Origin of the sequence: Deinococcus sp. YIM 77859 (assembly GCF_000745175.1) — a bacterium.
Taxonomy (GTDB): domain Bacteria; phylum Deinococcota; class Deinococci; order Deinococcales; family Deinococcaceae; genus Deinococcus.
Genome location: NZ_JQNI01000002.1, coordinates 2,223,311 through 2,245,943, shown reverse-complemented (window position 1 = coordinate 2,245,943; position 22,633 = coordinate 2,223,311). Strand labels below are relative to the sequence as shown.

Annotated in this window: 22 protein-coding genes and 1 pseudogene; 7 read left to right on the top strand and 16 right to left on the bottom strand. The window is 64.2% G+C overall.

From position 1 onward, the window contains the following. Nucleotides 1–60: 60 nt before the first annotated feature. Entirely contained in the window at nucleotides 61–531 is a 471-nt protein-coding gene (locus tag EI73_RS11040; RefSeq protein ID WP_034386729.1) for a hypothetical protein, read from the bottom strand. Nucleotides 532–695: 164 nt separating this feature from the next. Between EI73_RS11040 and EI73_RS11035 the strand changes: the two genes are divergently transcribed. The 5 genes from EI73_RS11035 to EI73_RS11015 are packed head-to-tail and all read left to right on the top strand — an operon-like array spanning nucleotide 696 to nucleotide 4,420. Beyond that, on the top strand, nucleotides 696–1,451 hold the full coding sequence (locus tag EI73_RS11035) for a class I SAM-dependent methyltransferase (RefSeq protein ID WP_034386727.1): 756 nt from the start codon (nucleotides 696–698) through the stop codon (nucleotides 1,449–1,451). After that, complete coding sequence (locus EI73_RS11030; protein ID WP_231557322.1) at nucleotides 1,430–2,413, top strand: NAD(P)H-dependent glycerol-3-phosphate dehydrogenase; 984 nt, start codon at nucleotides 1,430–1,432, stop codon at nucleotides 2,411–2,413. Before EI73_RS11035 ends, EI73_RS11030 begins: the two co-directional genes overlap by 22 nt. Further along, nucleotides 2,406–2,972, top strand: coding sequence for a phosphohydrolase (locus EI73_RS11025; RefSeq protein ID WP_034386724.1), 567 nt, complete (start codon nucleotides 2,406–2,408; stop codon nucleotides 2,970–2,972). Before EI73_RS11030 ends, EI73_RS11025 begins: the two co-directional genes overlap by 8 nt. A gap of 54 nt (nucleotides 2,973–3,026) precedes the next feature. Then, a complete protein-coding gene (locus EI73_RS11020; protein WP_051935461.1) occupies nucleotides 3,027–3,500 on the top strand; it encodes a helix-turn-helix transcriptional regulator in 474 nt (157 codons plus the stop codon). A 38-nt stretch (nucleotides 3,501–3,538) separates the two neighbouring features. Beyond that, nucleotides 3,539–4,420 carry a hypothetical protein gene (locus EI73_RS11015; RefSeq protein ID WP_156103521.1) on the top strand — a complete coding sequence of 294 codons (882 nt, stop codon included), beginning with the start codon at nucleotides 3,539–3,541 and terminating at the stop codon, nucleotides 4,418–4,420. Between the two features lie 2,516 nt (nucleotides 4,421–6,936). Here EI73_RS11015 and EI73_RS11010 read toward each other — a convergent pair. From EI73_RS11010 to EI73_RS10945, 14 genes are all read right to left on the bottom strand, one after another. Continuing rightward, nucleotides 6,937–7,605, bottom strand: a complete 669-nt coding sequence (locus tag EI73_RS11010; RefSeq protein WP_034386721.1) for a V-type ATP synthase subunit D — start codon at nucleotides 7,603–7,605, stop codon at nucleotides 6,937–6,939. A gap of 76 nt (nucleotides 7,606–7,681) precedes the next feature. Next, nucleotides 7,682–9,094 carry a V-type ATP synthase subunit B gene (locus EI73_RS11005; protein ID WP_034386719.1) on the bottom strand — a complete coding sequence of 471 codons (1,413 nt, stop codon included), beginning with the start codon at nucleotides 9,092–9,094 and terminating at the stop codon, nucleotides 7,682–7,684. Further along, nucleotides 9,091–10,839, bottom strand: a complete 1,749-nt coding sequence (locus EI73_RS11000; RefSeq protein WP_034386718.1) for a V-type ATP synthase subunit A — start codon at nucleotides 10,837–10,839, stop codon at nucleotides 9,091–9,093. The genes EI73_RS11005 and EI73_RS11000 overlap by 4 nt, the downstream gene beginning before the upstream one ends. Before the next feature lie 82 nt (nucleotides 10,840–10,921). Continuing rightward, the gene (locus tag EI73_RS10995; protein WP_034386717.1) at nucleotides 10,922–11,269 is read right to left on the bottom strand and encodes a V-type ATP synthase subunit F; all 348 of its coding nucleotides are present in this window, start codon (nucleotides 11,267–11,269) and stop codon (nucleotides 10,922–10,924) included. Beyond that, nucleotides 11,266–12,243, bottom strand: a complete 978-nt coding sequence (locus EI73_RS10990) for a V-type ATPase subunit (RefSeq protein WP_034386716.1) — start codon at nucleotides 12,241–12,243, stop codon at nucleotides 11,266–11,268. Before EI73_RS10990 ends, EI73_RS10995 begins: the two co-directional genes overlap by 4 nt. An 11-nt stretch (nucleotides 12,244–12,254) precedes the next feature. Continuing rightward, nucleotides 12,255–12,812: a V-type ATP synthase subunit E gene (locus EI73_RS10985; RefSeq protein WP_034386715.1), complete on the bottom strand. Its 558-nt coding sequence runs from the start codon at nucleotides 12,810–12,812 to the stop codon at nucleotides 12,255–12,257. A 1-nt stretch (nucleotide 12,813) separates the two neighbouring features. Further along, nucleotides 12,814–13,122, bottom strand: coding sequence for an ATP synthase subunit K (locus EI73_RS10980; RefSeq protein ID WP_034386714.1), 309 nt, complete (start codon nucleotides 13,120–13,122; stop codon nucleotides 12,814–12,816). Between the two features lie 18 nt (nucleotides 13,123–13,140). Next, on the bottom strand, nucleotides 13,141–15,195 hold the full coding sequence (locus tag EI73_RS10975) for a V-type ATP synthase subunit I (RefSeq protein WP_081909012.1): 2,055 nt from the start codon (nucleotides 15,193–15,195) through the stop codon (nucleotides 13,141–13,143). After that, complete coding sequence (locus tag EI73_RS10970; RefSeq protein WP_034386712.1) at nucleotides 15,192–15,509, bottom strand: V-type ATPase subunit subunit G family protein; 318 nt, start codon at nucleotides 15,507–15,509, stop codon at nucleotides 15,192–15,194. The genes EI73_RS10975 and EI73_RS10970 overlap by 4 nt, the downstream gene beginning before the upstream one ends. Nucleotides 15,510–15,757: 248 nt before the next feature. Next, a complete protein-coding gene (locus EI73_RS10965) occupies nucleotides 15,758–17,056 on the bottom strand; it encodes an ammonium transporter (protein ID WP_034386710.1) in 1,299 nt (432 codons plus the stop codon). 2 nt (nucleotides 17,057–17,058) lie between these two features. Further along, nucleotides 17,059–17,451 (bottom strand): P-II family nitrogen regulator, encoded by a 393-nt coding sequence (locus EI73_RS10960; RefSeq protein ID WP_051935495.1) that lies wholly within the window; start codon nucleotides 17,449–17,451, stop codon nucleotides 17,059–17,061. A gap of 407 nt (nucleotides 17,452–17,858) precedes the next feature. After that, nucleotides 17,859–18,905, bottom strand: a complete 1,047-nt coding sequence (locus EI73_RS10955) for a M42 family metallopeptidase (RefSeq protein ID WP_231557321.1) — start codon at nucleotides 18,903–18,905, stop codon at nucleotides 17,859–17,861. Further along, nucleotides 18,892–19,545 (bottom strand): aminoacyl-tRNA hydrolase, encoded by a 654-nt coding sequence (gene pth / locus EI73_RS10950; protein WP_034388136.1) that lies wholly within the window; start codon nucleotides 19,543–19,545, stop codon nucleotides 18,892–18,894. The genes EI73_RS10955 and pth overlap by 14 nt, the downstream gene beginning before the upstream one ends. 5 nt (nucleotides 19,546–19,550) lie before the next feature. Beyond that, nucleotides 19,551–19,961, bottom strand: a complete 411-nt coding sequence (locus EI73_RS10945) for a hypothetical protein (protein ID WP_034386708.1) — start codon at nucleotides 19,959–19,961, stop codon at nucleotides 19,551–19,553. 77 nt (nucleotides 19,962–20,038) lie between these two features. Between EI73_RS10945 and EI73_RS10940 the strand changes: the two genes are divergently transcribed. Next, entirely contained in the window at nucleotides 20,039–20,821 is a 783-nt protein-coding gene (locus EI73_RS10940) for an alpha-hydroxy acid oxidase (protein ID WP_231557320.1), read from the top strand. 60 nt (nucleotides 20,822–20,881) lie between these two features. On the opposite strand, the pseudogene EI73_RS15960 reads toward EI73_RS10940, so the two are convergent. Then, a pseudogene (locus tag EI73_RS15960) lies at nucleotides 20,882–22,030 on the bottom strand (RNA-guided endonuclease InsQ/TnpB family protein); the annotation flags it as partial. A gap of 100 nt (nucleotides 22,031–22,130) precedes the next feature. On the opposite strand from EI73_RS15960, the gene EI73_RS10935 reads away from it, so the two are divergent. Continuing rightward, nucleotides 22,131–22,601 carry an alpha-hydroxy acid oxidase gene (locus EI73_RS10935; protein ID WP_369699462.1) on the top strand — a complete coding sequence of 157 codons (471 nt, stop codon included), beginning with the start codon at nucleotides 22,131–22,133 and terminating at the stop codon, nucleotides 22,599–22,601. Nucleotides 22,602–22,633 lie beyond the last annotated feature (32 nt).

Genomic DNA, 22,633 nt, shown 5'->3' with positions numbered 1-22,633 from the left:
CCTCCAGAGGGGCCAAAGAAGAGGGAGGCGAACCCCTCCCCCTTCGTGCGGTGTACTCGACTACTGTGCGCCCACCGCCTGGAGGTCGTAGTTGTTGAGGATGGTCGTCTGCACCTCACGGGTCGCCGTGTTGTAGATGTTCCAGCCGTACTTGGTGCCGCTAAAAAAGTCGTTGTCACGTCCGGCGTACACCAGCAGCTTGCCGTTGTCGCGGCTCAGCACCACGTCGCCGGTGTTGAAGCGGCCATCATTGTTGGCGTCTCGGAAGACAATCACTCGGTAGGTGCCGTAAGGGACATTCCGGGGCAGAGTGAGGGTATAGCCGCCGGTCAGGAACTTGTCGATCAGCTGCGGCTGGGTGCCGTCGGCGGTGTACTGGCCATTGTTAAAGCCCACCACCGCCAGGCCGAGGTTCTGGTTGGGGCTAAAACCCTGCAGCTGACCGGAGACGGCAGCGCTGCGGGTGCCGAAGACGCTGCACGAACTGAGGGCGACGGTCCCGAGAGCGGCAATCGCAAGCATCTTGTTCATGGAGAACCTCCTTACAGAGCATGTTCACCGTACCGGCCAGGGGGAGGGGACGCTACGGGGCATCCTTTCCCGCTGAACTCATGCCGTCCTCATGGAGGAGCACCGTGCCCGAGCAAACCTGATGGAGCCTTTAGGGGAGGAGACACAGGGCTATAGTGACCGCTATGCAAAGGCCGCCTTTCACTGCCCTCGCTGCCGTTTATGACGCGATTATGGCGGACGTGGAGTACGAGCACTGGGCGGACTTCGTGCTGACCTACAGCCGGGATGGAGGGCTGGAGGCGAGCACCGCTCTTGATCTCGCCTGCGGTACGGGGGGCTTTACCCGGGAGCTGCTGCGGGCGGGCCTGCGGGTGCACGGCGTAGACGCCAGCCCCGAGATGGTAGCGGTGGCGCGGGAACGCCTGCCAGCGAGCGTTACCCTGAGCATAGGGGACCTGCGAACCTTTGCGCTCGCCGAGACATTCGACCTGGTCACCTGCGTCTTTGACAGCCTCAACAATCTGTTGACTCCCGCAGAGCTTGGCGCGGCACTGAGGCAAGCACGGGCACACCTGCGACCTGGCGGACTGCTGGCCTGCGACCTCAACACCCGTCTGGGTGTGCGGGAGCTGTGGGAGGGGAACGCCATCGAGGGCCTGGCCAGGACACCAGACGGACGCGAGGTGCACTACCACTGGTCTCACCACTACGACGCGGCCGCGGAGGTCGGGGTGGTCCAGGCGTTTTGCCGAGTGGAGGACCGAGCCGGTGGCTGGGAAGAGTTTACCGAGGAACACCGTGAGCGCGGCTACGACCCGGCGGACCTGGAACCCTTGCTGGCGGCGGCGGGCTTTGCGCGCTGGGAGATCGTGGAGTACCCGGATTACGCGCCGCCGTCGGCGAATACACCGCGGGTATGGGTGTTCGCATGGGCCTGAATGTTCCCGTCCTGGGTGCGGGCGGATGGGGAACTGCCTTGGCTGTGGCGGCGGTGCGAGCTGGCCAGCAGGCGACGCTGTGGGCCCGCCGCGCCGACTTTGCCGCCCAGCTCGCCCGCGAGCGTGAAAACCGCGAGTACCTGCCCGGCGTGGAATTGCCGAGCGGCGTCAAGGTGACGTCAACGCTGAGGGAGGCAGTGATGGGAGCGGACTTCGCCCTGGTCGTGGTGCCCAGTGTGGGCGTACCGGACCTGCTCGCCCAGCTGCCGCGCACGCTGGGCGTGGTGCTGTGCGCCAAGGGCCTCGCGCCGGACGGGGGGCGGCTCACCGACCTGGCGCGGGCATTGGGCTTTACTCGGATTGCCATTCTGAGTGGCCCCAACCACGCCGAGGAGATCGGGCGAGGCCTGCCCGCCGCGACGGTCGTCGCGAGTGCGGACGCGGCCCTGGCGCGGGGGGTCCAGGCAGCCCTTCTCTCCCCCACCCTACGGGTCTACACCAGCGGGGACGAGGTCGGAGTAGAACTGGGCGGCGTGCTGAAGAACGTGATCGCCCTCGCGGCAGGCATGGTGGACGGCCTACATCTGGGGGACAACGCGAAAGCGTCGCTGATGACCCGGGGCCTGCGCGAAATGCGCCGTTACCTCGTCTCGCAGGGCGCGCATGAGGACACGGTCTACGGCCTGAGTGGCCTGGGTGATCTGGTGGCCACCGCCACCAGCCGCCACAGCCGCAACCGCGCGGCGGGCGAGGCCATCGCGCGGGGCCAGAACCCGGCCCAGGGCGGGAAAGTGGTGGAGGGCCTGCGAACGGCGGGCCTCCTTGATGCCTGGGCCACCGCCCACGGCCATGACCTCCCTATCGTGCGAGCGGTGGCACGGGTCGCAAGCGGCGAGTGGACACCCGAGGAGGGGATCGCCAGCCTGATGGAACGGGACGCCAAGGCAGAACTCGATGCCTGACGCAGCCCTTCTTGCCCGTGCCGAAGCATTCGCGCGCCCCTTCTACACGCAGGCCTACCGCGTATACCACACAGCGGCCCACATCGAGGCGGTGCTGAGCGCCCTTCGCTCGCGCCAGGTCCTTACTCCAGCGCTCACCCTCGCTGCCTGGGGTCACGACCTCGTGTACGACCCGCAGAGGCTGGACAACGAGGAACGCAGCGCGGAGGTGTTCGGGGCGTGGCTGCGTGGGCAGGGCATTCAGCCCGAACTGGAGGGGGAGGTCCGGGCCCTCATTCTCGCCACCCGTCACGCGGCTCCTCCGGCGACACGGGGCGAGGCGCTGCTCGTGGACGCCGACCTCAGCATTCTGGGCGCGAATCCCGAGGCCTTCGCCGCCTATGACGCGGCCATCCGCCAGGAATACGCCTTCGTCCCAGAGGAGGCGTACCGAGTCAGGCGGGCGCGGGTTCTCCAGGGCTTCCTCAACCGAGAGCGCATCTTCACCACGCCAGAGTTCGCGGAGTTGGAGGAGCGGGCACGGGTGAATTTGAACACAGCTCTTCAGAACCTGGGATGAAGCCGGTGGGCACATTGGTCCACGCCGTCACACCTGAACAAGTACCATCGCCCCATGCAGCCCCTCCCCCCCATCGTGCTTGACGATCCGCCGGGAAAGGTTCTGCACCTGGACCTCGCGGGACAGGTCGTTCTGACGCGTACCCGGGGGCTGCCCTACCTCTGGGACGTGCTGGAACGCAGCCCCTTGGGCCTCCTCGTTCAGGAGGCCCTTGATCCCCGCCACGTTCACGCCATCCTTGAGCGTCTGGACTTGCAGCAAGGCAAGTTCTTCTACCTGGGGCCAGCACTGGCGTACTTACCGCTGACCCCCTGCGAACGCCGCGCCCTGCGGATGATCGCCTTCGGCCTCAGCAACGCCGAGATCGCCAGCAGGATCGGCACCAAAACCAGCACGGTCCACACCCAGGTCAGTGCAGTGCTCGCCAAACTGGGCGTGAACAGCCGTCACGCGGCCAGGGATCTCTACTGGGGCTACCCGTCTTCCCCCTTATCTAGACAACTAACGACGAGTCCTCCCCAGGGCTGAGGATGCGGCCCAAGTCGGTCTCTCCCTAAGCTGCGGTCATGCAGAAACTTGTGCTTCTGGGCGCATGGCTCGTCAGTAGCTCGGCTCTCGCCCTCAGCGGCACGCCCCGCCTGGACTGGTTAAACAAATCGGTCAAGGCTACTTCCCTCCCCCACAATGGAAGACCCACGGTCTCTGTGTTCGCCCAGCCCGACTGCGCCGCGTGCAGCTTACAACTGGGCGCACTCTCGGCCCTCCAGAAGAGCAACCCCAAGCTCCAGATCACGCTGGTCACCGAGCAGAACAGCGCCGCCCTGCGCGAGTACCTCGCTGGGTTCGCCCTCAAGCCCACCGTCTACGCGGATACAGCGGGCAAGAGCATTCAGGCCCTTGGACTAAAAACTCTTCCGGCGGTGATGTATGTCAACGCTGCTGGGACTGTTGAGGGCTTTTACGAGGGCACGCTGACCAACGCCGAGACACGGGAACTGGGCACGGCACTGCTGGCCGGAAAGCCCGTGCCGAGGTTAACGGTGCCCGGCGGCGTGGGCAGCCCGGCCCCGGCCCTGCCCGGTGTGAACTGGGCGAGCAGCCGGAATCATCTGGTGATCTTCCACTCGGCCAGTTGCCGCTTTTGCACGGACCAACTGCCGCACCTGCTGAAGTACGCGCGGGAGAATCCGAAGGTGGCAGTGTGGATTGTGGCGCCGGGCGAACTGGACGCGGTGAGGAAGCAGTTTGCGGGGGCTTCAAAAAATGTTCGCATTGTAGAGGACAAGACCGACGTGAGCATAGGGGTAAAGCTCGCTAGCGCCTACCGCGCCCAGGGCACGCCTACCCAGATCTTGGTCAACAGCGCCGGGACGATCAAATGGCGCGGCGAGGGCTTCGATGTCCAGCGCGCCAATCCGTTCCAGGCAGGGAAACTACCGTTGGAGTAAATGGCCGGGTGGACAAACTCAAAGGAGAGACCATGAAAGGGATTGGGAGAGCAGGACTACTCGCAGCTATGTTGATGGGTGTGGGAAGTTCATCAGCGAGTTCTTGGGATGATGTTGCACAGGAATCGGGAGTGTGGGCAAGCCTGACTCAAGATCAGTCAGATCAAAAAAGTAACGACGGCGCAGACAGTGTAAGTACTACTTCTCAGGAGTGCATTGATCCAGGAACAGGGGCGCCCGCGTACTGTGGATGTAGTAATAAAGTCCAATACTGTTGAACAGAGAAACAGTATAGTCCTGTTTGTGCATGGACAGTGGCTGCCTGTGCAACTCGTGAATGGGTCTGCTCAGTGTGGGGCAAGACGCCGCAAGGTGCCTCCGTTTGTTTAGTGGGCGCCATGACCTGCGTCGCAGGATTGGTGTACAATTGTACGAATGCCGTAACGGAGGTTACGAAATGTACATGGAAATGCCCTTAAAGAAGGCTCTGTTTTTATCACTCAGCATTACTCTCTTTACCCTAATTTCCTACTATGCAACCGAGCTCCTTCTCTATTCACAAAATATTTCTCCCATTTTAGGCACACTATCTTTAGCAATACTACTTGCAACTTCCCTGAGAAGGTTCTTTGGGAAGGAGCCGTTTTACTTGTCAGCTTACCTTACCGGCATTCTAATATCCTTAATACCATATCTAACAAGATTGATTTAAGATGGTCATGAGAACCCCTACAGGTGGTAAGAAGATGCTCAACAAAATGCCCTTAAGCTCCTTAAAACGCTCCCAGATAGTCGTGCTTATTTTAGGAGTCGTCGGTCTATGCAGCCTGGCAGAAAATGCACCTGTATATCTCTCTACAAAGAACGGCTTCTATCACGGAGTGTTTCATATAATTTGCCTGACCTGTGCAAGTTTTGTATTGATCCGAAGACTAGGTATAGTAGGATGGACAGTACTTGGATTATTCATAATCTTTTTTATCAGCGGGTATCTTAGTTTGGGTTTCCCAGCTGAGTAATTCATTTTTCAAGAACGAATAGGCTAGTCAGGAGCAGACAAAATCAACATCGCCAAGCTCAAACATCTACCATACTCAGGCAACACCTACTCAAATTCTGGTGGGCAGCACAGGAACGATGAGATGGCGCGGCGAGGGGTTCGACGTTCAGCGCGCCAATCCGCTCCAGGCAGGGAAACTACCGTTGGAGTGAATGGCTGGATAGCCATACTCAAAGGAGGAGTTACGTACTTAGGTAGATGGTTACTAATGACGGCCTCCCTCATCTTCTCTCTATCGCCAGCACTGAATAACGCAAAGGCCTCTTCATGGAATGACACAAAGCAGGAGAATGGCGTCTGAGGCAGGTTGCCCGAACAACAGGAGGGCAGTCCAGATACAGAGAGTTCAGAAGGCACCATCCCTTGTTATAGCGATGGCTCGGGGGGAGGGTCGTGCAGATGTACACATGTTACTGTATGTCGTGACAAGGCACCGGTATGTACAGCCATTCAGGGACCATGTACTGCTACTGCCCTGGTGTGCCTTGCCACTCAGACACTTACAGGAGCATGTACGGGGTGGGGATGGGTATGTCTGGCCTACAGCAGTGAACTTCTTTGCAAAAATTCGGGTCAGGAATGCGTGACATACTGTCGATAGCATTCTGTTATGAAAGCCATGAATCTAGTAGTGCCGGTTTTGTTCCTAATATTCCTAGCAGGGCTACTAAAATCATCTCTATCTAATGATGATGTCCTTATGTCGCTTATAGCTTATATAGGAATTTTTACAGCAATATACCGTATAGCGAGTGCAGCTATACACTATATTAAGAACAGATCGAACAAAAATTAACGGCGAGGCGACGGGGTTCGAGCGGGCAGTGCCCAGCGAGGAGGGGACAGAGGCTAAGTCGCTGGTGGCTGCGGTGACGCCCTTCCCAGGAAGGGCACCGAGAGGCGCTTCACCTCCACCACCAGCTACTTTTTGCCTTCTCACTCCGCTCGGGGTGATGCCCCTGTCATCACCCGGCAGCTACTTAGATCGCAGAAAACACCCTACAGGAGCTGACCTCTCCTGTCTTGATCTGCCTTTCGACCCCTCGAGAGGGGTTCGATGCCCAGCGTGCCAATCCGTTCCAAGCAGGCACATTACCGTTGGAGTAAATGGCCGGGTGGACAAACTCAAGGGGAGAGTTATGAAATTATTGCAATTCTACTCCTAGAAATGGAAGGGACACTTGTGACCCAGCTGGATGTACGGAAAATTAGTAGATGGTTGATGGTCTTAATCTCCGTCTCATATGCAATTTATGTTCTTTTTGAAAGAGGTTGGGGAGACTTCTTTACTATTCTAATTACGGGTTCGGTGGCATTCGCTTTTATCACTTATTTCAAGGAAATGAATAAGTAAATTTCCAAGCGCCAACGATTTTGTTGCAGAATCCAGCAGAACACATTTGACAGCAGAAAACCGCCCTACAAGGGGCGGTTTTCTGCTCTTTTGAATCTATTTCTAATCGGCGGCCGTGCCGTGCTGCCCAGCCTGAGCGTTTTGCTCTTCCTTGTCGCGCTCCAGCTTCGCCTTGATCTTCTTCAGGCGGAAGCTCTCTTCGCGCTCGCGCTGGTCCAAGACACCGCGGATAAAGCGGATGTCATCCTGAATGCCGGGAATCACAACCTGCTCCAGGGCGTTCACGCGCCGACTGGTCTTCTTGATTTCCTCGCCGATGCGGCGCAACTTCGTTTCGGTCGCAGCCACCTTCACAATGGCTTCAAGCACGCCGCCGAAGTCCGTCGCGGCCTGGATGGTACGCGCGCCGACATTGATCGGGCTGAAGTTCACCTGCTGCGTACGCTCGGGGATGTTGATGCGGGGCACCTTCACGCCGTAGATGCTCTCGATCTGCATATCCACGGCGTAATCACCCGTGCCTGCCAGGCTGAGGCTCTCGACCGCTTCTGGACTGTCCCACGCTTTTGCGCCGAACAGGCTGGTATAGGCTCCCTTGCTCACGCTCGCAAGCTGCTCGCGCGCCGCAAGAGCATCCCGCACCAGCGCGAAAAACTCCCCGATGAGCGCGTCACGCTTGCGCTTGAGGAGGTCTGCGCCGCTTGTGGCCGTCTTGAGGCTGGCCTTGCTTGCCAGAAGGGCAGAGCGGGTGGGGCTGATCTGTCCTGCCATGATTCCACCTCCTTGGTCGGTGGCGGAAGTGGGAAGTGACGGGTGCAACCGGCAACTTCCCACTCACCAGTGACCGTTAGATCCGATTTCCCCGCCACATCTCGTCGAGCTTGGTGCCGTAGAACTTGTCGATGTGGTCCCTCGAGAGTCGGGTGAGCTGGCTCTGCGGCAGCTTGGAGAGAATCGCCCAGGCAACCGTGAGGCTCTCTTCGATGGAGCGGTCCTGATCGCCCTGACCAATGAAGTACTGCTCGAAGTCATCGGCAAAGCGCAGGTACAGCTTGTCCGTCTCGGTGAGCGCGTCCTCGCCGGTGATGGCGACAAGCTTCCGCAGGTCAAGGCCGTTGGCGTACGCGGCAAAAAGCTGGTCAGAGACGTTCTTGTGGTCTGCCCGAGTCTTGCCCTTGCCGATGCCGTTGCCCTGGAGGCGCGAGAGGCTCGGCAGGGGGTTGATGGGCGGGAAGATGCCCTTGGCATTCAGCGCCCGGTCCACCACGATCTGACCTTCGGTGATGTAGCCGGTCAGGTCGGGAATAGGGTGCGTGATGTCGTCGTCGGGCATGGAAAGAATCGGGATCTGAGTCACCGAGCCAGGCTTGCCCTGCACCACGCCCGCGCGCTCGTACAGTGACGCCAGGTCGGTGTACATGTAGCCGGGGAAGCCGCGGCGACCGGGGATCTCCTCACGCGCCCCACCGATCTCGCGCAGCGCCTCGCAGTAGTTTGTGAGGTCGGTCAGGATCACGAGCACGTGGTAGCCGTGCTCGAACGCCAGGTACTCGGCGGTCGTGAGCGCCATCCGGGGGGTGAGCAGCCGCTCGACCGCGGGGTCGTCCGCGCGGTTGAGGAACAGCACGCTGCGGGCCAGCGCTCCGGTGCGCTCAAACTCCTGGGTGAAAAAGGACACCTCACGCTGGGTCAGGCCCATCGCCGCGAACACGACCGCAAAGTCGCCCTCGTGGCCAGGCACCTTCGCCTGCCGGGCGATCTGCGCAGCGAGTTCGTTGTGCGGCAGACCCGAGCCGGAGAAGATGGGGAGCTTCTGCCCACGGATCAGCGACGTGTTCACGTCGATGGTGCTGATCCCCGTCTGGATGAACTCTTCAGGCTTGGCACGCGCGGCGGGGTTCATGGGCTGCCCGTTGATATTCAGCCGCTTCTCGGCCACCACCTGGGGCAACCCGTCGATGGGGCGGCCCAGGCCGTCGAAGCGGCGACCGATCATGTCCTTGCTGACACCCAGACGCGCGACATCCTCGACCAGGCTCACACTGGCGGTCGCGAGGTCGAGGCCACGGGTCTCCTCGAACACCTGAATAACGGCGTTCTCTTCGCTCACCGAGATGACCTGACCGCCACGGGTCCGGCCCGTACCGTCCTTGATGTCCACGATCGCGCCGTACGCGAGGTCCGAAGCCGCATTCACAAAGAGGAGCGGCCCGGAGATGTAGGCGACATCGTTGTATTCCTTTTTCAGGAGAGTGGTCACGCCTTCACTCCTTTGAAGGTGCGGTCGAGCTCGTCCATCACGCTCTCGGCGTAGGCCATAAACTCAGCCTCAGGCACGTAGCGGGCGCGCGACAGCCGCTCGATCACGGGGTTTTGAATGATCTCATCGATGGTGACGCCCTGACGCAGGGCCGCTTCCGCCTCGTCGTAGAACTTCAGCATCATCTTCATCAGGCCGTAGTTCTTGGGCATAGAGGCGCTGGCATCAACCGGGTCGAAGCCGTTCTGCTGGAGGAAGTCCTGTCTGAGCATGCGGCCCGCCTCGATAATCAGGCGTTCCTGGTCCTGCAGGGCGTCGGGACCCACGAGCTGTACGACTTCCTGCAGGGCCGCTTCCTGCTGAAGGATGTTGCTGATGCGCTGGCGCAGCTCCGGGAAGTCGGGGCCGACGTTCTCGCGGTACCAGCGGTCCAGGATGGGCGTAAAGAGGGAGTACGACCCGTTCCAGTTGATCGCCGGGAAGTGACGGCGCCGCGCGAGGCCCGCGTCGAGACGCCAAAAGGCCCCGGTGATGCGCAGGGTCGCCTGGGTGACCGGCTCGGACATGTCACCGCCCGCCGGAGACACCGCGCCGATGATGCTGACCGCACCGTCCTCACCCGCCAGGGTTTTCACGGCACCCGCACGCTCGTAAAAGGCGGCGAGCTTCGCGCCCAGGTAGGGCGGGTAGCCTTCTTCTGCGGGCATCTCCTCCAATCGAGAAGAAATCTCACGCAGCGCCTCGGCCCAGCGGGAGGTCGAGTCGGCCATGAGGGACACGCTGTAGCCCTGGTCGCGGAAGTATTCGGCGAGGGTAATCCCGGTGTACACCGAAGCTTCACGCGCCGCCACCGGCATGTTGGAGGTGTTGGCGATCAGGATGGTGCGGTGCATGAGAGGCCCGCCGGTCTTGGGGTCTTCCAGTTCCGGGAACTCGACGAGCACGTCCGTCATCTCGTTGCCGCGCTCGCCGCAGCCCACGTACACCACAATGTCCGCGTTGCCGTACTTCGCCACCGACTGCTGCGTCACCGTCTTGCCCGAGCCAAAGGGACCGGGAATCGCCGCCGCGCCGCCCATCACCAGGGGAAACAGCACGTCGAGGATGCGCATCCCGGTGAGGAAGGGCAGGCTAGGGTCGAGCTTCTTGGCGACCGGACGCGGCGCGCGCACCGGCCAGTAGTGGGCCAGACGCAGCTTCGTGCCGTCTTCGAGCGTGGCGATGGTGTCGTCGATGGTGTACTCGCCCGCAGGCGCCACCCAAGTCAGCTTGCCCCCCTTGTCGGGCGGCGTCAGAATCTTGTGGGTGAAGGAGAACTCCGGCACGGTCCCCAGGATGGCGCTGCCACCCACGGTGTCTCCGGCCTGCACGCTGGGGGTAAAGGCCCACTTCTTCGTTCGGTCGAGACTGGACACCTCGATGCCGCGGGCGATGAAGTCCCCCGACGCCTCGCGGATTTTGTCCAGCGGGCGCTGAATCCCGTCGTAGATGCCATTGAGCATGCCTGGCCCCAGCTCCACCGAGAGCGGCAGCCCGGTCGTCTCGACGGGTTCACCCACGGTCAGGCCGCTGGTGTCCTCGTACACCTGCACGAAGGCAGTGTCGCCGTCGAGGCGGATAATCTCACCCACCAGGCGCTCTTTGCCCACGCGCACGATGTCGTACATCTTCGCGCCGTACATGCCCCCCGCGATCACGGCCGGACCGGCGATGTTCTGCACGACGCCTCTTTGCTGTTGCGTCATTTGATCTCCTTGGGAGAGGGATAAGGGGTGAGGCAGGAGGGATTAGGACGGTGCTAACACCCCAAACCTAATCCCCAACACCTTAAAGCTTGATGTCAAACCCGATGGTGTCCCGCACCAGTTTGCCCATGTACGCCTTGGCATCCACCGTATCGGCGGCAAAGGCGTCCCGCAGGCTGGGAATGGGCAGCAGAATGGGGAGGTCGCGGCCACGCATGACGCGTGCCGTCGCCGCGGCGGGGTCAGGGATCAGACCCGTATCCACCGCGACAAGCCCGTAGCGATTTTCCTGAATGATGCGTTCAAGTTCCGCCACAGCATTCTCGGGAGTGGCCTCGATCACCTCGGCGCCCGCCAGGCGGTAGCCCGTCGCGGTTTCGGCGTCCGAGAGGATCACAACGCGCTGCATCTGGTTGCTGCCCTGCGTCATGCCATCACCTCACGGCGAATCTGTTCGGTGGGCAGGTTGTAGTACTTGCCGCGCCCGATCAGCCGGAGCTTGGCGATTTCGATCTCCTTGCGCCGCAGGAAGTCGAGGATGATGCCCACGCCTTCGGGGTCCCCGGCGGCGATGTTGCGCGCCGCGTCATCGAGAATCCTGCGGGCAGCCACCTCGGCCTCCTCCAGGCTGGGGGCGTCCAAAATCGCCGCCACCTCCGGCACGCCGCTCGTATCCCCGCTTGCCAGGCGGCTGTAGCCTGCGGCGTCGAGGCGTCCTCCCGGCACAAACAGCTGGGGGTCCACCGGCTGCCCCCGCGTGCTGCGGGCAATCAGGGCGTTGCGCACATCGATCTCGCGGCCGAGATAGCGGCGCAGGCTGGTGTTGCGCGCCACCTGGAGTGCGTGGCGGTAGTAGCCCTGGTCGAGCGCGACCTCGAGGTCGAGCAGGCGACCCGTCGCGGCGTAGGCTGCAGCTGCCTCGCGCATCGCCCGAGCAAGCGGATGACCACTCACGGCGATGGTCGCGGCCGCGCTCGCCAGATCGGTGCTCTGGGCGGCCGTACGCAGCGTGGCGGGCCGGATGGTGCCACCCGGAATCAGGCTTTCGAGAATCGCCTCGGGACCCCGCCCGCTGACGATGCCACGGGCGATGGTCTTGAGGTTCACCAGATCCCAGCGCATCAGCAGCACCTGAATCTCGCGCCGCGCCTCGCCGTCCGCGAAGCCCAGCACCTTCTGGGTGGTGGCAAAGAGATTTTGCGAGAGGGCGCGGTCAAGTTCGGGAAGGCCTGCCCCCTCGGCCGTCGTCTCGCGCATGTCGGGCGCGAGATCCGTCTCGGTGAGAACGCGCAGGAATTCCTGGTAGCTGCCCGCCGCGAGCGCCGATTCAAGGGCGCGCCCACCCAGCAGCTTGGTCCGCATCACGCGAACGCGCGTGTTGATGTAAGCGTAGTCGTCGGGCATCGCTCCTTACCTTACTCGCTGAGGATGCGGCTGACCTGCGGCGCGAGCTCGCTCCGCAGCCGTTCCAGGCGCCCTGCCAGCGTGTTGGTGATGCCGCTCTTGCCACCGCGCGCGACCACGCGCACGCCGCCCACAATGGCGGGGTTCTCGCGAACGGGCAGGTCGGTAACCACCTCGCGGGCCAGCGCCACCTCGGCAGGATTCACCTCGACGGCTTCCGCATCGGGAACGGCCTGACGGGCCTCGGCCAGCAGGCGGCTGAGAATCTCGCGGTACTCGGGCAGGCGGGTGATGTCGCGCAGGTGCCCCTCAACAAGCCCGTACACCTCGCGCATGCCCTGCTCGCTGGCCGTCAGCCGCGCGGCGCTGAGTTCGAGGTCGGCGGCGGAGCGGGCACGCACCAGCCCGGCCTGCCGCTGCGCCTCCAAGGCGCGGGCGCGGCTTTCGAGGAGGGCTTGCGCGCGTTCGCGGGCCCCCGTCAGGATCTGCTGGACGCGGTCACGGGCCTCGGCGCGGATGCGCTCGATCTCGGCCTGTGCCTCTTGTTCGAGAAGCTTGTCGAGCGCCATATCAGGCCAGGATGAACAGCGCGAGGAAGCCGAAGATCACGAGCGTTTCCGGAATCAGGAAGTACAGCAGCAGGCTACCGGCCTTGCTGGGGTCTTCGGCGACCGCGCCCACCAGGCTGGAGCCGATGCGGGCCTGCGCCACACCGGTGCCCAGCGCGCCAAGGCCAAGGGCGAGGCCCGCGCCAACCGCACGAAGGCCGCGGTACAGCTCATCGGTCGCGGCCTCAGCGCCGGCCGTTTCCTGGGCGAGACCGCTGGTCGCGAGGGCGAGAACGAGGGACGCGAGGACGATCTTGTGGTACTTGGTCATGGGGAACACTCCTTGAAGTTATTTACCCTGCCCACTCACGGGGCTGAGGCGGCGAAGGGGGTTGTAGGCCGGGCTGGTCTCGGCGTTGAAGCCGGTCGGGTTGAGGAACTCGACCATGTGCAGACGCAGCGGCTGGACGATGTGACCGATCAGGGTCAGCGCAAGCACCAGGAAGTGCAGCAGCGCCCCGACCAGAATGCCCAGGATGATGCCGAGGAAACCGATGCGCTCGAAAAGACTCCAGCCCAGGTCGGTGCAGAGGCGGGCCAGGATGGCCGACACCAGGCCGACGGCGAAGATACGGGAATAGCTCATGACGGCCCCGCCCTGCGAGAGCAGTTCGATGGGCAGCATGGGGAATGTGCTGAAGACACGCAGGTACCCGACGATAAAGGCCGCAAAGCCCAGGTACATCAGCAGGATCAGCGGGTTGGCGAAGTTGGTGAACTGGCCGAAGTCCTGCCCGGCGCGGGTGGCAAACGCCATCATGATCAGGGCGAACACGCCGCCGAAAAGGGCGACGCCTTCCCAGGTGTGGACAGCGTCACGGTGCTTGAGGCCCTGCTGAATGCGGATGCCCCAGCCCCACAGGACCTGGAGAATGCCAAAGAGCAGCGAGAACACGAGCGCGATGTTGCTGAAGTAGCTCGTTTCCAGGCGGGGGAACAGGATCGGAATCAGACCGCTGTGCGCTTCCCCTTCCGCCACGTAGCGGGCACCCGTCCAGCCCCACAGGCTGTTGAGCAGTTCCGGGTTGACGTAAAAGACGTGTAGGTGTTCCAGCAGGGTGCCGAAGAACTCGCCGGTCAGGAAGCCCCACACGATGCTCCAGGCGGCCATCACATTCGTGACAAAGCCCAGGTCGCGCAGGGTAGCGGGCGGCACGTACGCGCCGAAGAAGCTGAGGTCCCAGCCCTCGCCCCGCCGGGCCTTGCCCAACAGCCACAGGCCAAACAGCAGGAACAGTAGCCCGTACCCGATGTCCGCGATGATGATCCCGAAGAAGAGGGGGAAGAACACCGCGATCACCCAGGTAGGATCAAAGGTGCCGTACTTGGGGAGGCTCATCAGCCCCATCACGACTTGGAAGGGCCGCACGTAGCTGTTGTTCTTGAGCTGCACCGGCACGGCCTCGTCGTGGTGCTCGTCGACGGGGTGCAGTTCGTAGACGACGGCGTCGCCGAAGCGGTCAAGCGCCGCTTTCAGCGTGGGCACGCGGTCTACCGGGACGTAGCCCTGCAGGGCGAGGCTGTACTTGCCGCGGGCAGACACCGCACGCACGTCGTGAATCGCGACGCGGTCCTTGAGAGCGTCACGCACCGCATACAGGGCCGGACCGTGCGCGCGGGCCAGCTGATCGCGCTGCTCGTTGAGCTGCCGCTGCCGCTCCGGCCCGCTCTGACGGATACGCTCGAGTTCAGCCGCCGCCTCGGAGAGGGGCAGGCCGTCAAAGCGGCCCGGCAAACGCAGCTCGCCCAGGCGGGCGCGGGCAAGTGCCGCACGAGCGGCCTCCCGGTCGCTGCGCAAGACGGCGATCAGGCCAACGCGGTTGGTTCCCACGGCTTCGGTCGCCAGCGCGTAGCGCTCGGGAAGCGCGTTCCGCAGCGCGGCCTCCAGTTCAGCCAGGGTGTCGGTGGGCTGCAGCAAAAAGGGCACCACCGTCAGGCGGCGGCTGCGGTCCAGTCCCCCCGCCAGGCGTGCCAGCGCCCGCACGGCGTCCCCATAGGCCGCCTCGGTCTCCAGGTCCGCCTGAAGTTCCTGACGCTGACGGGCCAGGGTCGAAACCGGCGAGGCCGCGTCCTCCACCACCTGCTCCCACTGGCTCTGCGGCGGAAGGGGCGCGGGGGCGGGACGGTAGGCCCCGAGTTCAGCAATGGTGCTTTCGGCCCGAGCCAGAAGCCGCTCGTCCTCGCGGCGGGACTGGGCATCCTGCCCGGACAGCGAGCCGGTCGAGAGGGGGCCGCCCACGATGGGCTTGAGGTGCAGCACCCCGGCATCTTGCAGCGCCGTGATCACAGCCTCGCTGTCGCGTTTGCGCACGGCGATCACGACCTGCTGCATGGGGTTAATCACGGCAGCACCGCCCTCAGGATGTACTCGGCAGCCTGCTGCACCCGGCTTTGCGCGCGGGCCTGGGTGGCCTGCGCCTCCTGCTCGGCCCGAGCACGGGCCTCCTGGCGGATGCGCTGGGTTTCGGCTTCGAGCTGCGCGTCACTCTCGGCCTGCATCGCCTGTGCCTGTGCCTGCGCCTGCGCCAGGATACGGGCCGCCTCGGCCTCGGCAGCCTCGACTTCCCGCCTGGCCTGCTCGCGGGCCGCCTCAATCTGCGCGTCCAGCGCCGCCTCACGGCTCGCCAGTTCACTCAACACTCGACTTGAGACGTCCAAAATCCCTCCTCCTTTCTTTCCCATAACACAGCCCCTTCGTGACTCAGGGCACCCGTAGGAAAAGCCCCGTCCATGCGGGCGAGGGATCTTCTGGGTGCTGTGAGCTGCTGTGGTGGCCCGACCCTTTGTTGGTATGCGTCAGACTCGTGCAGCATCCTAACACACGCTTCATTCATGCTCGGGAGGGCAAGCGTCCCGCTCCTGGATTCCTGCCAGGAGCGGGACGCTTGCGAGGACGGGGCGCCTGCCTAGTCGCCCCCCACCAGCACCGGCGTGCCCAGGCCGGTCTCGTTCTCGCTGTAGCCCTGCTCGCTGTGGGCACTGACGTCGATGCCGCTGATCTCCTGAGCGGCGGGAATGCGCAGCGGCAGCAGCAGATTGACCAGTTTCAGCAGCACAAAGGAGCCCAGGCCCGCAAAGGCGACCGCCGCCACGACGCTGACCAGCTGGGTCAGCAGCTGTTCAGGGAGGGGTTTGCCCTGGGCCGTCGTCCAGGCCAAAGCTCCAGTCAGCAGCGCGCCAACGATACCCGCGACCCCGTGGCAGGCAAACACGTCAAGCGCGTCATCGGCCCGCAGGGCGCGTTTGGCCTGCACGGTCCAGAAGCTCGCGGTCGCCCCCAACACGCCGACGATGACCGCTGCCCAAGGGGACACAAAGGCACAGGCGGGCGTGATGGCGACCAGACCGACGACCAGGCCGGTCGCGGCACCCACGGCGGTGGGCTTGCCGCCCCGCAGACTCTCCCAGCCCAACCAGGTGAGCAGCGCGGCGGCGGGCGCGACCAGGGTGGTGATCAAGGCCAGGGCCGCCGTCCCATTCGCGGCGAGGGCCGAACCCGCATTAAAGCCCAGCCAGCCAAACCACAGCAGGCCCGCGCCCAACAGCACGAAGGGCACGTTGTGCGGAACGTGCGCCGCCCTAGGGTAGCCGAGCCGCGGCCCGACCAGAAACGCAGCCACAAGCGCGCTCACGCCTGCCGAGATATGAATCACCGTGCCGCCCGCGAAGTCCAGCGCGCCGTCCTTGAAGAGCCAGCCGTCGGGGCTCCACACCCAGTGCGCCAGGGGCGAGTAGATCAACAGGCTCCATAGACCGCCGAAGAGCAGAAACGCACCGAAGCGCATCCGCTCCACAACCGCACCGCTGATCAGGGCCAGCGCGATGATGGCGAACATCGCCTGAAACGCGGCAAAGACGAGGGTGGGAATGGTGCCGGTCACGCTGCCTTGCAGGCCCTCTAGCCCGAGGTGAGACAGCCCGCCGACGAACGCGTTCCCCCCCGGACCAAAGGCGAGGGTATACCCCAGGCCCATCCAGAGAAGGCCGACGAGGCCCATGCTCGCAAAGCTCATCAGCATGGTGTTCAGGACGCTGCGGGCACGTGTGAGGCCACCGTAGAAAAAGGCCAGGCCGGGCGTCATCAGCATCACGAGCGCGGCGGAGATGAGCATCCAGGCGGTGTCACCGCTGCTGAGCGCAGCTTGGGAGTTCTGGGCGAGGGCCACGCCGCCCAGCAGCAGGATGAGGGGAAAGCACCTCTGCATCGTCAGGCCCTCCGCGAACCCGGCAGGCCGGGCGTGAGCTTCGTCTCGGTGACGGGTGTGAGGGCGGCGTGATCCTCCTCGCCGGTGCGAATGCGGACCACCCGTTCCAGGGGCTGGATAAAGATCTTGCCGTCACCCACCTCCCCGGTCCTCGCCCCACGCAGGATCGCGTCGATGGCGGGCTGCACAAAGGGTTCCGAGACGGCCATACGGAATTCCACCTTGTCGCGGAACTCCACCATCACCCGGGTGCCCCGGTAGTACTCCACCACCTCCTGTTCTCCCCCGTGTCCCGACACGCGGCTGAGCGTAAGACCACTGATGCCCGCTTGGAAGAGGGCTTCTTTCACCTGCTGCACCCGCTCGGGGCGCACGACGGCCGTGATCAGCTTCATGGCGTCTCCTTTTTCCCGTTCAAGTTGCAGGCCACCGAGCCCTGCATGGAGGCAGTGTGCAGGGAAAGCTGCGGGATGTCAACGCAAAACTTGCAATTTGTCCATAATCCTCTGGACAAATTGCAGACTTTCTCGAGGCTTTCCCCACCTCGGACACTACAACGTGCGTCTTGTGCAGGAAAGGGACGACATCCAGCAAGAAGGCACAGAGGAAGGGGAGGGCTGCGCCGCCTCTCCCCTCCTCACAGACATGCTTTGCTCAACCGCTCGGCGACCCCGCACCCTTCCCCACAGGCGGGAGGCGAGCCGCAGCACGCCCGACAGGCCCAGCGAGGACAGCAAACCGGACAGCAGTTCCATACGTCCTCGAGGACGCGCCTGCCCGCGCAAAGCCAGCCGGTCCGACCTCAGCGCAGGTACGCGACGAGCAGGTCTACCCCTGCCCGCAGGTCGTCCTCGTGGACGGCCTCGACCACCGTGTGAATGTAGCGGGTGGGCACGCTGAGGGTGACGCTGGGCACGCCCGAACGCGTGCGCTGGATCGCCGCGCCGTCTGTGCCGCCCAGCGGCAGCACCTCCAGTTGGTACGGGATGCCCTCGCGCTCGGCGAGGTCCACCAGTTCGTCCACCAGCCAGCGGGTCGAGATCATGGAGGAATCGAACACCTTGATGCCGATCCCCCCGCCCACCCGCGTGACCGCCTCCTCCGGGCCGACGCCCGGCGTGTCCACCGCCAGGGTCACGTCCAAGCCGATGCCCAGCGTGGGCGCGGCACCGTACGCCGCGACGGTGGCGCCGCGCAGGCCCACCTCCTCCTGCACGCTGAAGACCGCGACCACGTCATGCCGGGGACGGGCCTCACGGAAGTGGCGCAGCACCTCCAGTCCCAGAAACACGCTGGCCCGGTCGTCCATCGCCTTACCGACGGTCAGCCGACCCACCTGCCGGGCCTTCTGGTCCAGGGTGACCATATCGCCCACCCGCACTCGGCTTCGCACCTCGTCGGCCGGGAGGCCCAGGTCCACGAAGAACTCCTTGAGCTCGGGTACCTTCTTACGGTCTTCGGGCGTGGCGAGGTGAACGGGACGTCCCCCCGGCGTCAGCACGCCCGGCAGTGGGCCGCCGCGCGTCTGCACGGTCACGTTCCGCGCAAAGAGATTCCGGGGATCGAAGCCGCCCAACGCCTGCACCCGCAGGAAGCCCCGGTCGTCGATGAAGCTCACCAGAAAGCCAATCTCGTCCATGTGGGCGCTGAGCATGACGCGCTCGCGTTTGCCTTCGCCCTGGCCGTAGCGCAGCGCGATCACGTTGCCCAGCGCGTCGACATGCACCTCGTCGGCCAGGCCCTCCAGTTCGCGCAGCACAAAGTCGCGCACGGCATCCTCGTTGCCGGGCACCCCGTTGAGGTTCGAAAGCTGCCAAAGAAGCTCCAGCCGCAGTTCAGTTGTGGTCACGCGGCTCAGCATACGCCGCGGCGGGCTGATCGGGCGGCTCGTCCCCCCCCGAAGAAGGAGGAGGCCGCAGGTCGGTCCCGTTGAAGCGGCCCTGCGCCTCCGCCAGCCCCGCTGTGGCCCAGACCTCTACCGCGTCGGCTCCCCGGCGCACCAGTTCTGCCAGTGTTCCGGCCTCCTCGTCGCGCCAGCGGCTCAGCACCCAGTCGGCGGGATTCCAGCCCGCCGGGGGCCGCGAGATGCCGATCTTCAGGCGGGGAAACTCCTGGGTGCCCAGGACGCGGATGAGGTCACGCACCCCGTTTTGCCCGCCGTGCCGTCCGCCCAGCCGCAGCTTCAGCAAGCCGAAGGGGCTATCGAGGTCGTCTTGCACAACGAGCAGGGACGCTGGGTCCAGCTTGTAAAAGGCGTAGAGGGGCGCGACCGCCTGGCCGGAGGCATTCATAAAGGTCTGCGGCTTTACCAGCAGCACCCTCGCGCCCGGCGCAGGGCCGACGCGCACCTCCGCGACCTCCGCGTCCTTTTCCCGGCGCCACACCGCTCCCCAGCGGCGGGCCACCTCGTCCACGACGAGCCAGCCCACGTTGTGCCGGGTCCGCGCGTACGAACTGCCCGGATTGCCCAGGCCCACAACCAGCTTCACGGCGCTCAAGCCTCCAGGCTGTCCAGCGTCGCGCGCCAGCGGGCTTCTGTCTCGCGCACGCGGGGATCACCCTGTGCACGGGCATACCCGGCGCGGAACTCGGCGAAGCGGGTGTCGGAGCCAGCAAACAGCAGCCCCAGCGCCTGCCGCACGTCCTGTACATTCCGCTCGGTGAGGGTGGTCTCTTTGGCGTCCAGCACCTCATCCAGGGTCGCCATCAGCCCTGAGAGGGGCCGCAGCCACTGGAAGGCGGGATCATTGACCACCAGGGAGTACAGCGCAAAAGGTCCCTTGACCGGGCCGTGCAGGAACTCGTACTCGCCCCGCGCGAAATCAAGCAGCGCCGAGTGGAAGTGCCGCAGTGCTGCCGCGAGCGCCGTGAGCTTGTGCCGAACCGCGGTGTCTGGAGCCGTCATGGGGAGAGGGTAGCAGGGGAAAGATCGGGGATTGGAAGCTCAGGCGCTCGTCTTCTCCCGGCCTGTTACCCTGACGCATGACCACCAACCTGCCGGAGCTTGACGGCACGGTGAACCTCGCAGACCTCGAGGCCATCGGAAAAAGCCGCCTGGACCAGGGCGCGCTGGAGTACTACGCCAGCGGGGCAAACGACGAGGTGACGCTGCAGGAAAACCGCGCGGGCTTTCGCCGCCTGCGCCTGCGCCCCCGCGTGCTGGTGGACGTCTCGGACGTAGACACCCGGACGGAGGTGCTGGGCCTACCCCTGAGTTTCCCGGTGGGCATCGCGCCAAGCGCCTTTCACGGCCTCGCCCACCCGGACGCCGAACTCGGCACCGCGCGGGCGGCGGCTTCAAAGGGCAGCCTCCTGACGCTCTCGACCTTCAGCAACACGCCCATCGAGGCGGTGGCGGCAGCTGCCCCCGGGCGGTTCTGGTTTCAGCTCTACCTCTACACCGACCGTGAGGCGAGTGCAGACATCATTCGCCGGGCCGAGGCGGCAGGAGCGCGGGCCCTTGTCCTGACGGTGGACACGCCCTTTGTGGGCCGCCGCGAGCCCAACGAACGCCACCGCTTCGCCCTGCCGCCGCACCTGAGCGTGCCGAACGCCGGAAGCCGCGAGCAACTCACGGCCCTGGAATCCGCGTCGGGATCGCAGCTCGTCATGACCCCACGCCTCAAGGCGGGGGCTTGTGTCTGGACTCCACCGCAACTCCGAGTACCTTTGCAGGCGTGCGGCTTTGGTTTCAGCGTCCGACACATCTCGCCCAGCAGACCCAGCGTGCGGGTCTGCGCTTTCGGGGCGACTGGGGGTGCATGACAAACACCCCGTGCTGGCCCAGTCTTGCCGGACCAGCAATGCCCTGAGTCCCACGTTCCTTGCCCCCACCAGGTCGGCATGCAACGAATACCCGCAACTCTCGCAGACGAACATCAGTCCCTTTTGAGGCCGGTTGCCCTGAGAGCAATGGCCGCATTGGGGGCAGGTTTGCGAGGTGTAGTGCGCGTCCACCTTCACCACCACGCTCCCGACAATCGGCGCTTTGTACGCCAGAAAGCCCAGCAACTCGGCGTAACTCCAGCGCGCACGGCGGCGGTTCGCCTTCCTCTGCTTCTCGGAACTGCCCTTCCGGCTGCGCCGTTCGGTGCGTTCACGCGCTCCGGTCAGTTCCTCGATGCCGATCAAAGCCTGGGGGAAGGAACGAAGGATTTGGGCGGAAAGCGAGTGGTTGGTATCAGCAATAAACCGTCTTTCCCGGCCCGACAGCGCCACAAGACGGCGCACGGCGGAACGGGTGCCTTTTTGCTGAAGCGACTTGCGGGCTTTCGCGTACCGCTCCGCTTGGCGAAGCGTCTCCTTGCCCGATTTGAAGAAGGCTTGATTGGAGGTGCTGCTTGCCACGGCGAAATACCGCATCCCCACGTCCACGCCCACCACCTGCTTATGGGTGGAAGGCTCCGGGTCGGAGAGTTCGATACTCAGCGGGACAAGCAAGAAGTATTGCTTCTTGCGCTTGTCGTACCAGAGCTTGCCCGCACCGACTTCAGCACCTTGTGCGATGTATTCCAGGTGCTTGGCGTACCCCTCGTAGGAAAGCACCAAGCGGCCTTGCAGCGTGGAAATGCTCACCCGTTGGCCGCTCTTGAACGAGTAGTCGCGCCCGTACTGGTAGCTGAGGGTGCGAGAGACGAACTTTGGCGGCGCGTCGAGACCCTTATACCCGCGGGCTTTGGGGTTGCGCTCCCGTGCGGCCTTCGCTTGCTTCGCCCGCGTCCAGAGGGTCTTGTACGCCGCCCCAACGGCGCGCGGGACAGAGCAGGCCATCTGAGCGCCCAACCCGAACCGCTCCCGGAGGGTGGCGTACACCTCCTTCTGAATCTTGGCCTGATTGGAGCTTTTGCCCATCTCAAAGGCCACTTGCGACGTGTAGTTCAGCGCGTCCCGATAGCTCAACGTCACCGCGTCCAGGGCGGCTTTCTGCTCCCTGGTGTGGTTCAGCTTGAGCTTGGCGGTCAGCGTCAACTTCACAGAAAGGGTTTAACATGCGAGCTGGTGAAAACCTAGGCCGCTTCGCGGCGCTCCGGTTCCTCCCCAGCCCTAAAGGGCGGGGCTTCCCCGGAGCATTTCGGTGAACTATTTCCAGGGCCTGGTTGACCCGAGTGTCCGCTGGAAAGACCTCGCCTGGCTGCGCGGGCTCACCGCCCTGCCCATCGTGCTGAAGGGCATTCTGACCGCAGAGGACGCTCTGCTCGCCGCCCACCACGGCTGTCACGTCTGGGTCAGCAACCACGGGGGACGGCAGCTGGATACCGCCGTGAGCAGCATCGAGGCGCTGCCGGAGGTGGTCGACGCGGTGGGGGACCAGGTGGAAGTCTACCTCGACGGCGGCGTAACGCGCGGAACAGACGTGCTCAAGGCGCTTGCCCTCGGGGCCCGCTGCGTCTTCCTGGGCCGCGCGGCGCTGTGGGGGCTGGCCGCGGGCGGTGAGGCGGGCGTGCGCCGCACCCTCGACCTGCTGGAAGGAGAGGTGCGGCTGGCCCTGGCGCTGTGCGGCAAGCAGAACCTGAGCCAGGTGGGGCGGGATCTGGTGCGGCGGTAAAGCTCAGCGCGGGGTGACCAGAGCTGCACGCT